The sequence below is a fragment of the Nocardioides sp. T2.26MG-1 genome, from assembly GCF_950101795.1.
Taxonomy (GTDB): Bacteria; Actinomycetota; Actinomycetes; order Propionibacteriales; family Nocardioidaceae; genus Nocardioides.
In genome coordinates, this window is record NZ_CATNLZ010000004.1 from 115311 (window position 1) to 130036 (window position 14726).

Here is a 14726-nt window from a genome sequence, read left to right on the forward strand (position 1 = left end):
CTCACACCGGTCATCGTGCCAGCCGCGCGGTCGTGAAGCGCGCGCGCCCCGCCAGGTCGACGTGGTCGCGCACGTCGCTCCAGCGGCCGCTCGCCGCGAAGACCGCCGGGGCGGACTCGCCCTGCACGTCGGCGTGCTCGAAGCCCACCACTCCCCCGGGCCGCAGCAGCTCGGCGGCCCGGCGCTCGAGCACGCGGATGGCGTCGAGGCCGTCGGCGCCGGAGAACAGCGCGAGGTGGGGGTCGTGGTCGCGGGCCTCGGGAGCGACCGACTCCCAGGCGTCCAGCGGGATGTACGGCGGGTTGCAGGTGACCACGTCGACGGCGCCGAGCAGGTCGTCGAAGGCGGTCGCCATGTCGCCGAGGCGCAGGTCGACCGACGTGCCGGCCAGGTTGCGCACCGCCCAGCGGTGCGCGGCCTCGTCGAGCTCGACCGCGTGCAGGACCGCGTCCGGCACCTCGTCGGCCACCGCACGGGCGACCGCGCCGGACCCTGTGCACAGGTCGACGACCACGGGCGCCTGCAGAGCCGACGCCTGCTCGACGGCCCAGCCGGCGAGCAGCTCGGTCTCGGGCCGGGGCACGAACACCCCCGGTCCGACGGCCAGCTCGACGTGGCGGAACCCGACCGATCCGGTCAGGTGCTGGAGCGGCTCTCGGGCCGCGCGGCGGGCCACCAGTGCGTCGTACTCCTCGAGCGCGGAGGGCGCGATGTCCTCGACCACCGCCAGGCCGGAGCGCGTGGTGCCGAGCACGTGGGCGAGCAGCGCCGCTGCGTCGTGCTCGGGGCTGGCCACGCCGGCCTGCCGCAGCTGCTCGGTCGCGGCGCTGAGGACGGCTCGGCGCTGGCTCACTGGTCCCTCACTGCTCGAGCGCCTCGAGCCGGGTGGCCAGGTCGGCGTCGATGCAGGAGTCGAGCACCGGCTGGAGGTCCCCGTCGAGCACCTGGTCGAGGTTGTAGGACTTGTAGCCGGTGCGGTGGTCGGAGATCCGGTTCTCCGGGTAGTTGTAGGTGCGGATCCGCTCGGACCGGTCGACGGTGCGGACCTGGCTGCGGCGGGCCTCGCCGGCCTCCGCATCCGCCTTCTCCTGCGCCGCGGCCAGCAGCCGGGCCCGCAGGATCCGCATCGCCTGCTCGCGGTTCTGCAGCTGGCTCTTCTCGTTCTGGCAGCTCACCACGATGCCGGTCGGCACGTGCGTGATGCGGACCGCGGAGTCGGTGGTGTTGACGCTCTGCCCGCCCGGGCCGCTGCTGCGGAAGACGTCGATGCGCAGGTCGTTGTCGTCGATCTGGACGTCGACCTGCTCGGCCTCCGGCAGCACCAGCACGCCGGCGGCGCTCGTGTGCACGCGGCCCTGGGACTCGGTGACCGGCACCCGCTGCACGCGGTGCACGCCGCCCTCGAACTTCAGCTGTGCGTACGGCGCCTCACCGGGCTCGGGTGCCCCCTTGGCCTTGACGGCCACGGTCACGGACTTGTAGCCGCCGAGGTCGGACTCGGCCGCGTCGAGGATCTCGACCCTCCAGCCGCGGGCCTCGGCGTAGCGGGTGTACATCCGCAGCAGGTCGCCGGCGAACAGTGCCGACTCCTCGCCGCCCTCCCCCGACTTCACCTCGAGGATCGCGTCCTTGTCGTCGGTCGGGTCGCGCGGGACCAGCAGCCGGCGCAACCGCTCCTCCGCGTCGTGACGGCGGACGGCGAGCGTCTCGGCCTCCGCGGCGAAGCCGGCGTCCTCGTGGGCCAGCTCGCGCGCGGCCTCCAGGTCGTCGTCGAGCCGCTGGAGGTCGCGGTAGGCGCCGATGATCGAGGACAGCGCGGCGTAGCGCTGGTTGAGCTGCTTGGCCAACCGCGCGTCGGCGTGCGTCTCGGGCGCGCCGAGACGCTGCTCGAGCGCGGCGTGCTCGGCGAGCATGCCTTCTACGGCTTCGAACACGAAGACTCCTCAGACGAGAAACGAAACGAGCGCCGGACCGCCCTGGGACGGTCCGGCGCTCGGGTCCAGCTTCGTCCGGTGCGTGCGATCGCAAGGCGGAGGAGGGAAGGCGGCCTTCAAGCGAAGCGGGCCGTCGACCGACGACAACGCAGCGAGCGTGCGTGCCGGGCGGAGCTGGGAGCTACTTCTTGGCGTCAGCGGCCTTCTTGGCGTAGCGGGCCTCGAAGCGGGCGACGCGGCCGCCGGTGTCGAGGATCTTCTGCTTGCCGGTGTAGAACGGGTGGCACTGCGAGCAGACGTCGGCGTGGATCGTGCCGGAGGTCGCGGTGCTGCGGGTGACGAACGTCGCGCCGCAGGTGCAGGTCACCTGGGTGTCGACGTAGGCCGGGTGGATGTCCTTCTTCATGGTGTCCTCTCATCGGCCGCCGGGTCGCCACTCCCGTCGAGTGGCGTGAACCGGAGCCAGCACATGATTGTGTCACGACCCTCAACACCGCGGTAATCGGCAATGTTCCGTGCCACCTGTGGGGCGGGTGGGACTGGCCGCCGGCGCCGCGCCGGCGTCCGCGTCAGCGCCGGCGCGGGAACGCCGGGACGATCCGCGGCAGCCCGCCCTCGCCGGCGTCGTCGGCCACGGCCCGCAGGGTGGGCGCCGTCGGGCTCTCCTCGGCCCGGGCCGCCGCCTCGGCCTCGGCGACGATCTCGTGCGGCATCGGCGGCGGGACGCCCTCACCGTGCAGCCGCAGCCGGATGGCGACCGTCGTGCCCTCACCCTCGCGGGACTCGATCACCACGTCGCCGGAGTGCCGGTCGACGATCGTCTGCGTGATCCGCAGGCCGAGCCCGGTGCCCGCGATCTCGTTCGTCACCGCGTTGGAGGCGCGGAAGAAGCGCGTGCCGAGTCGGTCGAGCTCCGCGGCCGGGATGCCGATCCCGTGGTCCGTGACGGCCACCTCGACCTCGCGGGCGTGGATGCTCATCTCGACCGTCACGTCGTCCTGGTCGTGGCTGAACTTCACCGCGTTGGTGAGGACGTTGAGGAACGCCCGGTGCAGCATCGCCCGGTCGGCGAGCACGGGGACGACACGGTCGGGCCCCGTGACCGTCACGTGGATGCCGCGCCGAGCGGCCGTGATCCGTACGTCGGTCACCGCCTCGCGCACCAGCAGGGCGAGGTCGACGGTCTCCATCTCGCTCCCCCGTCCCTCGGCGCGGGAGAGGGCGAGCAGGTCGTCGATGAGTGCCTTCAGCCGGGCGACGTTGCGCCGGGTCGCCTCGAGTATCCGCTCGTGGCGCGGCTCCATCCGGCCGTCGAACTCCTCGGCGATCATCTCGAGGTAGCCGCTGATCGTGGTCAACGGGGTGCGCAGCTCGTGCGAGACGTTGGAGACGAAGTCGTCGCGGGCGGTGTCGAGACTGCGCAGCTCGCTCTGGATCCGGCCCTCCACCGCCTGGGCCCGCCGCTGGGCGTCGGCGAAGGAGTTGAGGGCCGAGGCGACCGCGCGCACCTCCTTGGGGCCGCGCTCCTCGGCGCGGGCGTCGGGATCCTGCTTCGACATCCGCTGGACGACGGTCTCGAGGGCGAGCAGCGGCTCGGAGAGCTCGCGCATCAGCCGGTTGCGGGCGCGGGAGACGACGTACCAGGCGGCAGCGGTGAGCAGCACGACCGCCAGCACCGTCCCCTTGAGCCGGAACGACGCGTCGGTGCGGGCCTGGCGGACCCTGCTGTCGAAGGCCTGCGAGGTCGCCTGGTGGGCGCTGCGGACCGCGTCGAAGGTGGTCGCGCCGGCCCGGACGCGGGGCTCCGCCGGGCGGGTGCCGCCCGGGCCGTCCATCACCGGCCGGGCGTACTTCTCGAGCCACTGCTCGGCCGCACGCTCCTGGCGCACGACCAGCAGCTCGAGCTCGTCGTCACCGTCGGCGAACCTGCGGACCTTCTGCTGGTCGGCCGGGAAGCGCACGAGAGCCTGCGCGAACCGGTCGGCCGCCGCGGCCTGCCCCGACGCGGTCCACGACTCGACGGCCGCCGACATGTCGGTGAGGTCCTGGTAGACGTCCTGGTTCGCGGCGGCGGCTGGCTGCAGGTCGTCGGTGAGGCGGTTGACGGCCGTCGTCGAGAGCAGTACGCCGGTCACCGCGATCACGGCCATCAGCGCGGCCATCGCCGCGACGCGCACGATGACCGGCTGGACCAGCCGCGCGACCGGACGCCCCGAACTCATGCACGTGCTCGCAGCGCTTCGTGCGCGCATGAGGCACAGGACGCACAGTCTCGGACGACTCGCGAGCAGCGCTCGGTCATGCACGTCCTCGCTCGCTGCGCTCGCTCACGGCTCGACCACACCCCCCGCGCGTCCTCCACGGACGCGCACATCCCTGCAGTGCCCCCGCACTCCTGTGCCGAGGGTAGCGCCGCGGGGGCCCGGCAGGGCCCGAATGGATCAGACCGAGCGGGTGAGGAGTGCCTGCACCCGCGAGGCGAGCTCGCGCGGGCTGAACGGCTTGGTGATGTAGTCGTCGGCACCGGAGTCGAAGCCGGTCTCGACGTCGGACTCCTGGGCCCGCGCGGTCAGCAGGATCACCGGGAGGTCGGCCAGGGCCGGGTCGGCACGGATCGCCCGGATCGCGTCGAGACCGGAGACGCCGGGCATCATCACGTCGAGGACGGCGAGGTCGGGCCGCTGGGCCTGACACGCCTCGATCGCGGCCGCACCGTCGGCGACGGCGACGACGTCGTGACCGAGCGTCGAGAGCTTGAACTCGACGAGCTCGCGGATGTCGACGTCGTCGTCTGCGACCAGGATCCGAGCCACTCAGGTCCCCTCCTTCGGGCGTGTGCGAGCGCAGCCTACCGGCCAGCGCGTCCGGTGGAAGCCTAGGCCAAGACGGCGCCCGAAACCGGCGTACCGACGTCAGTCCTCGCGGCCGCCGCCGGCGGTCGGCGTGGTCTTCTGGACCTGCATCAGGAACTCGATGTTCGTCTGGGACTTCTTCAACCGCTCGATCAGCAGCTCCAGCGCCTGCTGGCCGTCGAGGCTCGAGAGCACCCGGCGCAGCTTCCACACGATCGCGAGCTCCTCCTTGCCCATCAGGAGCTCCTCGCGACGGGTGCCGGACTGGACCGCGTCGATGGCAGGGAACAGCCGCTTGTCGGCGAAGTCGCGACGCAGCCGGATCTCCATGTTGCCGGTGCCCTTGAACTCCTCGAAGATGACCTCGTCCATCTTCGAGCCGCTTTCGATCAGCGCGGTGGCCAGGATCGTCAGCGAGCCGCCGTTCTCGATGTTGCGGGCGGCCCCGAAGAACTTCTTCGGCGGGTAGAGAGCCGCCGAGTCGACGCCTCCGGACAGGATCCGGCCGCTCGCGGGCGCCGCGAGGTTGTACGCACGACCCAGGCGGGTGATGCCGTCGAGCAGCACGACCACGTCGTGGCCGAGCTCGACGAGCCGCTTGGCCCGCTCGATGGCGAGCTCGGCGACCATCGTGTGGTCGCCGGCGGGCCGGTCGAACGTCGAGGAGATGACCTCGCCCTTGACCGACCGCTCGAAGTCGGTGACCTCCTCGGGCCGCTCGTCGACCAGCACCACCATCAGGTGGCACTCGGGGTTGTTGGTGGCGATGGACTTGGCGATCGACTGCATGATCATGGTCTTGCCGGCCTTGGCCGGGGACACGATCAGGCCGCGCTGGCCCTTGCCGATCGGCGCCGCGATGTCGATCACGCGGCCGATCAGGTTGGTCGGCTCGGTCTCGAGCCGGAGCCGCTCGGTCGGGTACAACGGGGTCAGCTTGGCGAACTCCGCCCGGCCCTTGGCGATCTCGGGATCCGCTCCGTTGACGCTGTCGATCCGCACCATCGGGTTGAACTTCTCCTTGCGCTCGCCCTCACGGGGCTGGCGCACCTGGCCGACCAGCGCGTCTCCGCGCCGCAGCCCGAACTTGCGCACCATCGACAGCGAGACGTACACGTCGTCGGCTCCGGGCAGGTAGCCGCTGGTCCGCACGAACGCGTAGTTGTCGAGGACGTCGAGGATGCCGGCGGCCGGCACGAGGACGTCGTCCTCGAGGATCGTGGTGTCGGGCTCGTTGCGCTGTCCGGTCGGCCCGGGGCGGCCGGTGCGGTCGCGGTCACGACCCCGGCGCCGCCGGTTGCGCCGGCTGCCCTCGCCCTGCTCGCCGTCGCCCTGGTCCTGCTCCTGCTGGTCCTGACGGTTCTGGTCCTGACGGTTCTGGTCCTGGCGGTTCTGGTCCTGGCGGTTCTGGTCCTGGCGGTTCTGCTGGTCCTGGCGGTTCTGGTCCCGCTTCGCCTGGTCCTGCTTGCCCTGGTCCTGCTTGCCCTGGTCCTGCTTCGGGCGCTCCTGCTTGGACCGGTCCTGCTGCTGGTCCTGCTTCGGCCGCTCCTGCTTCGGCTGGTCCTGGTTCTGCTTGTCCGCGACCTGGTCCGCCCGGTTCTGGTTGCGGTTGCGCTCCCGCTGCCGGCCCTGGGGGCGGTCCTGCTCGGGCGCCTGGTCCCGGTCCTGCTCGGGCCGCCGGCCCTGCCGTGCGGGGCGCTCCTCCTCCTGGAGGGGAAGGGTCTCCTGGGCGGGACGGTCCTGCTCGACCGGCCGCTCCTGGCGGGATGCGCGCTCCTGCGGGGCCTCCTGCTGAGCGGGCCGGCCTCCCCCACCCTGGGCCCCACTCTGGGCCCCACTCTGGGCCCCGCTCTGGCGGGCCTTGATCGCCTCGACGAGCTGGGCCTTCTTCATCGAGCCCGCGCCCGGGATGCCCATGCCGCCGGCCATCGACTTGAGGTCGGCCAACAGCATCGAGCTGAGCCCACCACCGCGCTTCTTCGCCGAGGCCGGGGCGTCCCCGGAGGGTGCGGTGCTGGGGTCGATGGTCTCGGTCACGTGAGGTCCTTCGCACGTATCAGTGCCGAGCGGCCCGGGGGCCGGCGGCGTCTGGTCATGGCTTCCTCGTCCGTCCGCCGGAGCTCACCGTGGGGAGGAGCGTCCGTGCGGGCATGCGCAAACCGTGGTCGGCACGTGGTCGAGGAAGGGTGTGCACGGTGCCGATGCGCCGTCAGGGGGTATCGGCGGGTGCCACGCCGAAGAGCTCCGGCGCCTCGTCAACATACCACCGGCTCCGGGCGGTGTGACATCCCGCACCCCGGGGCCGGCTGCTATCCGAGACGGGTGCCGTCACGGTCGACGGCGAGGCGGTGCGCGTCCCATCCGCCGGGGCACCGGGCCGCGAGCGCGTCCGCGCCGGACGCGTCGGTGAGGGCCAGCACCGTCGGGCCGGCACCGGAGACCGTCGCGGCGACGCCGTCGGCCCGCAGCGCGTCGACGAGGTCGAGCGACTCGGGCATCGCGGCCCGGCGGTAGTCCTGGTGCAGGTAGTCGCGGGTCGCGCGCAGGAGCTGCTCGGGCTGGCCGGCCAGCGCGGCGACGAGCAGCGCCGTGCGCCCGGCGTCGGCGGCGGCGTCGGCGTGCGGCACCGAGGCGGGCAGCAGGCTCCGCGCGACCTCGGTCGACACCGGGGTCGGTGGCACGAACACGACGGTCTCGATCCGCGGGTCGACCGGCGAGGTGACCGCGTAGAAGTCCTCGTCGTGTCCCGAGATCACGAACCCGCCGTAGAAGGCGGGGGCCACGTTGTCGGGGTGGCCCTCGAGCCGGGCCGCGAGCCGGAACAGCGTCGCGTCGTCGACGAGCAGCGTGCCACCGGCGACCAGGGCGCGCGCGAGCACGACGCCCGCGACGATCGCCGCCGAGGAGGACCCCAGCCCACGCGCGTGGGGGATGACGTTGTGGCAGGACAGCCGCAGTCCGGGTGGGCGCACGCCGACGAGGTCGAACGCCGCGTGCATGGCCCGCACCACGAGGTGGGTCTCGTCGAGCGGCACCTCATGAGCGCCCGCGCCGGTCACCTCCACCCGGAGACCCGCGCCGACCACCTCGGCCTCCAGCTCGTCGCGCATCGCCAGAGCCAGGCCGAGCGAGTCGAACCCGGGCCCCAGGTTGGCGGACGTGGCCGGGACCGAGACCCGGACGGGCCCGTCGGCGAAGGAGACCACGGGGAGACCGTTACGCCAGGCCCGCGGCCTGCGCCGCCGAGGTCACGTCCGCGTCGATCACCGTGTCGACGATGCTGCCGCCGCTCTCGGTGAAGCCCTCGAGCGCGGTCACGGTGTCCTTGAGCCCGTGCCCGGTCACCGTGATCACGACGGTGCTGCCGCGGTAGTCCTCGCCGCCGGCGAGCTCCTGGAGCAGTCCCGCGATCCCGGCCGCGGACGCGGGCTCGACGAACACGCCGTCGCGACTCGCCAGCTCGCGTTGCGCCGCGAGGATCTGGCCGTCGCTGACCGACGCGAACCGGCCACCGGACTCGTCGCGCGCCGCCTCGGCGAGCTTCCACGACGCGGGGTTGCCGATTCGGATCGCGGTGGCCCGGGTCTCCGGGTCGGGGAACGGCTCGCCGGTCACCAGCGGCGCCGCGCCCTCGGCCTGGAAGCCGCGGATCACCGGCTTGCGGGTGGCGAGCCCCCAGTCGGCGTACTGCGTGTAGCCGAGCCAGTACGCCGAGATGTTGCCGGCGTTGCCGACCGGCAGCAGGTGGAAGTCGGGGGCGTCGCCGAGGAAGTCCACGATCTCGAAGGCCGCGGTCTTCTGGCCCTCGAGACGCACCGGGTTGACGGAGTTGACCAGCGCCACCGGGTAGTCCCACGCCAGGGCCTTGGCCAGGCCGAGACAGTCGTCGAAGTTGCCCCGCACCATGATCACCTGGGCGCCGTGCAGGATCGCCTGAGCCATCTTGCCGGCCGCGATCTTGCCCTCGGGGACCAGCACGAGCGGCTTGAGCCCGGCCTTCGCGGCGTACGCCGCCATCGACGCCGAGGTGTTGCCGGTCGAGGCGCAGACGACGGCCTCGGCACCCTCGTGCTTGGCCACCGAGATCGCGGCGGTCATCCCCCGGTCCTTGAAGGAGCCGGTCGGGTTGTCGCCCTCGACCTTGAGCCACACCTGGGCGCCGGTCAGCCCGGAGAGCCAGTCCGACGCGACCAGCGGGGTGCCGCCCTCGCGCAGCGTCACCGCGGGCGTACCCTCGGGGATCTGCAGCAGCTGGCGGTACTCCTCGATCACACCGCGCCACTGGCGGGTGGGCACGAAGCCTTGCGGGTTCACTCGGACGCTCCCTCGACACGCATCACAGACGTCACCTCGCGCACGATGTCCATCCCGCGCAGGTGCTCGACGGTCGCGCTCAGCGCGGCGTCGGTCGACTCGTGCGAGACGACCACGAGCTGGGCGTCGGCGCCCCGCCCCTCCTGGCGGACGGTCTGGATCGACACGCCGTTCTCGGCGAAGGCGGTCGCGACCGAGGCGAGCACGCCCGCGCGGTCGTCGACGTCGATCGCCACGTGGTAGCGGGTGACGGTCTCGCCCATCGGCAGCACGGCGCGGTCGGCGTACGCCGACTCCCCGACCCCGCGCGTCCCGGCGAGCCGGTTCCGGGCCACCGTCACCAGGTCGCCGAGCACCGCCGACGCGGTCGGTGCACCACCGGCGCCGGGCCCGTAGAACATCAGCTGGCCGGCGGCCTCGGACTCCACGAAGACCGCGTTGAACGCCTCGCGCACCGAGGCCAGCGGGTGGCTCCGCGGGATCATCGCCGGGTGCACCCGGACCGCGACCGCACTCTGCCCATCCTCGGTCTCACGCAGCTCGCAGATCGCGAGCAGCTTGACCACGCAGCCCATCTCGCGGGCGGACTCCACGTCCGCCGCGGTCACCTCGGCGATGCCCTCGCGGTGCACGTCGGAGGCGGTGACCCGCGAGTGGAAGGCCAGCGAGGCCAGGATCGCCGCCTTGGCAGCGGCGTCGAAGCCCTCGACGTCGGCGGTCGGGTCGGCCTCGGCGTACCCGAGCTCCTGGGCCTCCTCGAGCGCCTCGGCGAAGCCGGCGCCCGAGCTGTCCATCCGGTCGAGGATGAAGTTGGTGGTGCCGTTGACGATGCCGAGCACCCGGGTGACCCGGTCGCCGGCGAGCGACTCGCGCAGCGGCCGCAGGATCGGGATCGCACCGGCCACGGCGGCCTCGTAGTAGAGGTCGCGGCCGACCTTGGCGGCGGCCTCGAAGAGCGTCGGACCGTCCTCGGCGAGCAGCGCCTTGTTGGCGGTCACCACCGAGGCACCGTTCTCGAGCGCGGCCAGGATCAGCGAGCGGGCCGGCTCGATGCCGCCGACCACCTCGACGACGACGTCGACGTCGGGCCGCGTGACCAGGCCGACCGCGTCGGTCGTGAGGAGCCCCGGCGGGACGTCGACCTCGCGCTGCGCGTCGAGGCGGCGTACGGCGACGCCGACCAGCTCGACCGGCGCGCCGATCCGGGCCGCGAGGTCGTCGGCCTGCTCACCGAGCAGCCGCACCACCTGCGAGCCCACGGAGCCGCAGCCGAGCACCGCCACCTTGAGTGGCTTGTCGCTCTCCATTACTGATCACCCATGTCCGTTGCCAACAGGTCGTCCTCAGTCTCGCGGCGAACCAGCACGCGCGCGACTCCGTCCCGCACCGCGACCACCGGCGGTCGGAGCGCGTGGTTGTAGTTGGAGGCCATCGAGCGGCAGTAGGCGCCGGTGCCGGGCACCGCCACCAGGTCGCCGGGGCGCAGGTCGGCGGGCAGGAACTCGTCCTTGACCACGATGTCTCCGGCCTCGCAGTGCTTGCCCACGACCCGGGCCAGCACCGCGCCGTCGGTCGAGGGTCGCGAGGCCAGCGTGCAGGAGTAGTCGGCGTCGTACAGCGCGGTGCGGATGTTGTCGCTCATGCCGCCGTCGACCGAGACGTAGGTGCGCACCGCACCGCCGTCGAGGCGGACCGGCTTGACGGTGCCGACGGTGTAGACGGTGCACATCGACGGGCCCACGATCGCCCGGCCGGGCTCGATGGACAGCCGCGGCTCGGGGATGCCGAGCGCCCGGCACTCGTGCTCCACGATCTTGCTCATCTCGGTCGCGAGCTGGGCGGGATCCGCGGGGTCGTCCTGCGTCGTGTAGGCGATGCCGAAGCCGCCGCCGAGGTCCATCTCCGGCAGCGTGACGCCGAGCTCCTCCGACACCCGCGCCTGCAGCGCCAGCACCCGCCGGGCCGCGACCTCGAAGCCGGAGGAGTCGAAGATCTGGCTGCCGATGTGCGAGTGCAGCCCGAGCAGGTCGATGCCCGGCGCCGCCTCGGCGCGGGCGACGGCCGCGAACGCGTCGCCCGAGGTGATCGAGAAGCCGAACTTCTGGTCCTCGTGGGCGGTCGCGATGTACTCGTGGGTGTGCGCCTCGACGCCCGCGGTGACCCGGATCATCACCGCCGCACGCAGGCCGGTGTCCGCGGTGACCATCACCAGCCGGTCCAGCTCCTCGAAGGAGTCGACGACGATCCTGCCCACCCCCACGGCCAGCGCACGGCGCAGCTCGGTCACGGTCTTGTTGTTGCCGTGGTAGCCGATCCGGGCGGGGTCGAAGCCGGCCCGCAGCGCGACCGTGAGCTCGCCGTCGGAGCACACGTCGAGGTTGAGCCCCTCCTCCTGCACCCAGCGCGCGACCGCGGTGCACAGGAACGCCTTGCCGGCGTAGAAGACGTCGTACGCCGCGAACGCGTCGCGGAACGCCCGCGCCCGGATCCGGAAGTCGGCCTCGTCGAGCACGTACGCCGGGGTGTTCACGTTCGCGACCAGGTCGGGCACCGAGAGACCGCCGACGTGCAGCACGCCGTCGACCTTGTGGGCGGTCGACGACCACAGATGGGGCACGAGCTCGTCGGGGTCGGCGGGCTCGCGCAGCCAGGCGGGACCGCGCAGCCCGCCCGGGGCGTGCGCCCAGCCGGCCTCGTGGGTGGTGCTCACTCGGGGGCCACCGCTACATCCGCTCCGGCGCGCTGACGCCGAGCAGCCCGAGTCCGTTCGCCAGGACCGTGCGCGTGGCCGCGACCAGGACGAGCCGGGCCCGGTGCAGGTCGCCGGGCTCCTCGTCGCCCATCGGCAGCACCCGGCAGTTGTCGTAGAACCGGTGGTAGACCCCCGCCATGTCCTCGAGGTAGCGCGCCACGCGGTGCGGCTCGCGGAGCTCCGCCGCGCTCGCGACGACGCGCGGGAAGTCGGCCAGCGACCGCAGCAGCTCGCCCTCCTTCTCGTGCGAGAGCAGGCTCGGGTCGAAGTCGGCGGTCGACCAGGCGATGCCGAGGTCGTGCGCGTTGCGCAGGATCGAGGAGACCCGCGCGTGGGCGTACTGCACGTAGAAGACCGGGTTGTCGCTGCTCTGCCGGGTCATCTCGGCCGCGTCGAGGGTGAGCGGCGAGTCGGCCGGGTAGCGCGACAGCGTGTAGCGCAGCGCATCGACGCCGATCAGCTCGATCAGCTCCTCGAGCGTCACCATCGTGCCGGCGCGCTTGGAGAGCTTGAGCTCCTCACCGCCCTGCATGATCTTCACGAGCTGGCCGATGAGCACCTCGATGTTCTTGTCCGGGTCGTCGCCGGCACACGCGGCCATCGCCCGGAGCCGGTTGACGTAGCCGTGGTGGTCGGCGCCGAGCAGGTAGATGCAGCGGTCGAAGCCGCGCTCGCGCTTGTTGACGTAGTAGGCGGTGTCGCTGGCGAAGTAGGTGAGCTCGCCGTTGGTCCGGATCAGCACCCGGTCCTTGTCGTCGTCGAAGTCGGAGGTCCGCATCCACAGCGCGCCGTCGGCGTCGTAGAGGTGACCCTGGGCGCGCAGCTTCTCCAGCTGGGCGGTCACGTCCTCGGAGTCGTGCAGGGTGCGCTCGGAGAACCACACGTCGAAGCGGGTCCGGAAGATCTCCAGCTGCTCCTGCTGCTGCTTGAGCTGCAGCGCGTAGCCGGCCTCGCGGAACGCGACCGTCCGCTCCGTGCCGCTCAGCTCGAGCAGGCCCGGGTCGGCGGCGACGGCCTCGGCGGCCAGGTCGGCGATGTAGGCGCCGTGGTAGCCGTTCTCGGGTGTCGGCTGCCCCAGCGCGGCCGCCTCGAGCGAGGCACCGAACAGGTCCATCTGGTTGCCGCGGTCGTTGATGTAGAACTCGCGCGTCACCGTCGCGCCCGCTGCCTCGAGCACCCGTGAGATCGCGTCGCCCACGACGGCCCAGCGGGTGTGACCGAGGTGCAGCGGCCCGGTCGGGTTGGCCGAGATGAACTCGACGTTGACCTTCTCGTCCGCGAACACGTCGGAGCGGCCGTACGCCGCACCCGCGTCGACGATCTGAGCGGCCACGATCCCCTGCGCCCCGGCCGAGACCGTGATGTTGAGGAAGCCGGGCCCGGCGATGTCGGCGCCGGCGATGCCGTCGACCTGCTCGAGCCGGCCGCGCAGCAGCTCGGCGAGCTCGCGCGGGTTCATGCCGACCTTCTTGGCCAGCTGCAGCGCGACGTTGGTCGCGTAGTCCCCGTGCTCCTTGGCTCGCGGACGCTCCACCGTGACATTCGTCGGGACGCCGTCCGCGAAGGTGATCGCACCCTCGGCGGACAGCGTCGTCAGGACGTCGACGATCGCGGTGGAAAGCTGCTCAGGAGTCACCGGCCCAGGGTATCGGCGCCCGACCTCGGGCCCTGCATCGATATCCGACTTGGGACGCGACCGATGCGATTGCGCGTCGGTCCCGGGTCGGTTGTAGGGTGACGGCGCAGCCTCGCGATGCGGGGTGTTGCCTCCGTAGCTCAGGGGATAGAGCACTGGTTTCCGGTACCAGGTGCCGCAGGTTCGAATCCTGCCGGGGGCGCTTTCTTCTTCTCCGGCCCCTCGTGGGCCTCTCGGTGGGCCAGGTTGTCGACACCGCCCTCTCGGTGGTTGAGGTGCGAGCGCAGCGAGCCTCAAGACCACCGGGCCGGTGATCGTCGGCCTTCAGGTCGCTCGTGGTTGCGGTCCCTTGGCAGCGAAGCGGTGCAGGTCCGCCACGGGTCGCCCGCCGCTGCCGGCTCCCCGACCGCCACCCCGCCCGGTGGTTGAGGAGGTTGCGCAGCAACCGTCTCGAAACCACCAGGCCGGTGATCCTCGGCCGTCAGGCCCGCTCGCGGTTGCGGTCCCTTGGCAGCGAAGCGGTGCAGGTCCGCCACGGGTCGCCCGCCGCTGCCGGCTTCCCGACCGCCGCCCCGAAAACTCAGGCCGACCAACATATTGACATCTCGAACACCTGTTCGATAGACTGTCGCCGCGAACTTCTTCTCGGGAGTGGCGATGACCGCACAAGCGAACCCCCACCACCAGGTCACGCACGCCGTCACCCAGCTCGAAGCCGCCCTCGACCAGGTCACCGACGCCTCGCTGTGGTCCATGCCGACCGACGAGACCGCCGACGTGCTGGTCCGGCTCACCCGGGTCGCCTCCCGGATCACCGAGCTCGAGGCCCGGGTCGCCGCCCACGCCGACACCGTGGGGGTCGCCGAGCAGGTCGGCGCCACCTCGGTCGCGAACTGGTGGGCCCACGCCACCCAGATGACCCGCACCGAAGCCCACCGCAAGACCCGCCTCGCCACCAACCTCACCCACGGACACACCCCCGTCCGCGACGCCCTGGCCGCCGGTGACCTGCTGCCCGACCAAGCCAGGGTGATTATCCGCGCCGTCGAGGACCTCCCCGACCACCTCGACCCCGACCTCGCCCGCCAGGCCGAACAGCACCTCGTCAGTGAGGCCGCGCACTTCGACGCCGTCGCGCTGCGCCACCTCGGCAAAGGCCTCCTGCACGTCATCGACCCCGACGCCGCCGACGCACATGCGGCCAAGCTGTTGGAACGAGAGGAAGCCGCCGCCGCCGC

Annotated in this window: 12 protein-coding genes and 1 tRNA gene; 2 read left to right on the top strand and 11 right to left on the bottom strand. The window is 72.2% G+C overall.

The genetic code is table 11. The features are described 5' to 3' along the window. Positions 1-10: 10 nt before the first annotated feature. The 11 genes from prmC to argS form a co-directional block, all read right to left on the bottom strand. Positions 11-853 carry a peptide chain release factor N(5)-glutamine methyltransferase gene (gene prmC / locus QQZ14_RS06860; protein ID WP_284533485.1) on the bottom strand — a complete coding sequence of 281 codons (843 nt, stop codon included), beginning with the start codon at positions 851-853 and terminating at the stop codon, positions 11-13. A gap of 7 nt (positions 854-860) precedes the next feature. Continuing rightward, on the bottom strand, positions 861-1934 hold the full coding sequence (gene prfA / locus QQZ14_RS06865; protein ID WP_284533486.1) for a peptide chain release factor 1: 1074 nt from the start codon (positions 1932-1934) through the stop codon (positions 861-863). A gap of 181 nt (positions 1935-2115) precedes the next feature. Next, positions 2116-2340 (bottom strand): 50S ribosomal protein L31, encoded by a 225-nt coding sequence (rpmE, locus tag QQZ14_RS06870; RefSeq protein WP_284533487.1) that lies wholly within the window; start codon positions 2338-2340, stop codon positions 2116-2118. Positions 2341-2503: 163 nt separating this feature from the next. Then, the gene (locus QQZ14_RS06875; protein WP_284533488.1) at positions 2504-4156 is read right to left on the bottom strand and encodes a sensor histidine kinase; all 1653 of its coding nucleotides are present in this window, start codon (positions 4154-4156) and stop codon (positions 2504-2506) included. Between the two features lie 219 nt (positions 4157-4375). Continuing rightward, complete coding sequence (locus QQZ14_RS06880; RefSeq protein ID WP_284533489.1) at positions 4376-4747, bottom strand: response regulator transcription factor; 372 nt, start codon at positions 4745-4747, stop codon at positions 4376-4378. 99 nt (positions 4748-4846) lie between these two features. Next, entirely contained in the window at positions 4847-6823 is a 1977-nt protein-coding gene (gene rho, locus QQZ14_RS06885; protein WP_284533490.1) for a transcription termination factor Rho, read from the bottom strand. A gap of 272 nt (positions 6824-7095) precedes the next feature. Further along, positions 7096-7992 carry a homoserine kinase gene (thrB, locus tag QQZ14_RS06890; RefSeq protein WP_284533491.1) on the bottom strand — a complete coding sequence of 299 codons (897 nt, stop codon included), beginning with the start codon at positions 7990-7992 and terminating at the stop codon, positions 7096-7098. A gap of 10 nt (positions 7993-8002) precedes the next feature. Further along, positions 8003-9100, bottom strand: a complete 1098-nt coding sequence (gene thrC / locus QQZ14_RS06895; RefSeq protein WP_284533492.1) for a threonine synthase — start codon at positions 9098-9100, stop codon at positions 8003-8005. Next, positions 9097-10407, bottom strand: a complete 1311-nt coding sequence (locus QQZ14_RS06900; protein ID WP_284533493.1) for a homoserine dehydrogenase — start codon at positions 10405-10407, stop codon at positions 9097-9099. The genes thrC and QQZ14_RS06900 overlap by 4 nt, the downstream gene beginning before the upstream one ends. Further along, positions 10407-11810 carry a diaminopimelate decarboxylase gene (lysA, locus tag QQZ14_RS06905; RefSeq protein ID WP_284533494.1) on the bottom strand — a complete coding sequence of 468 codons (1404 nt, stop codon included), beginning with the start codon at positions 11808-11810 and terminating at the stop codon, positions 10407-10409. Before lysA ends, QQZ14_RS06900 begins: the two co-directional genes overlap by 1 nt. Positions 11811-11823: 13 nt before the next feature. Next, positions 11824-13488 carry an arginine--tRNA ligase gene (gene argS / locus QQZ14_RS06910; RefSeq protein ID WP_284533495.1) on the bottom strand — a complete coding sequence of 555 codons (1665 nt, stop codon included), beginning with the start codon at positions 13486-13488 and terminating at the stop codon, positions 11824-11826. Between the two features lie 129 nt (positions 13489-13617). On the opposite strand from argS, the gene QQZ14_RS06915 reads away from it, so the two are divergent. Next, a tRNA-Arg gene (locus tag QQZ14_RS06915) sits at positions 13618-13690 on the top strand. Positions 13691-14145: 455 nt separating this feature from the next. Continuing rightward, the coding region (locus QQZ14_RS06920; protein WP_284533496.1) for a DUF222 domain-containing protein at positions 14146-14726 on the top strand (581 nt) is incomplete at its 3' end.

Bases quoted from the DNA above. Each gene is read 5' to 3' on its own strand.
- rpmE (WP_284533487.1), bottom strand. From the start codon at position 2,340: ATGAAGAAGGACATCCACCCGGCCTACGTCGACACCCAGGTGACCTGC.
- QQZ14_RS06875 (WP_284533488.1), bottom strand. From the start codon at position 4,156: ATGAGTTCGGGGCGTCCGGTCGCGCGGCTGGTCCAGCCGGTCATCGTG.
- QQZ14_RS06900 (WP_284533493.1), bottom strand. From the start codon at position 10,407: ATGGAGAGCGACAAGCCACTCAAGGTGGCGGTGCTCGGCTGCGGCTCC.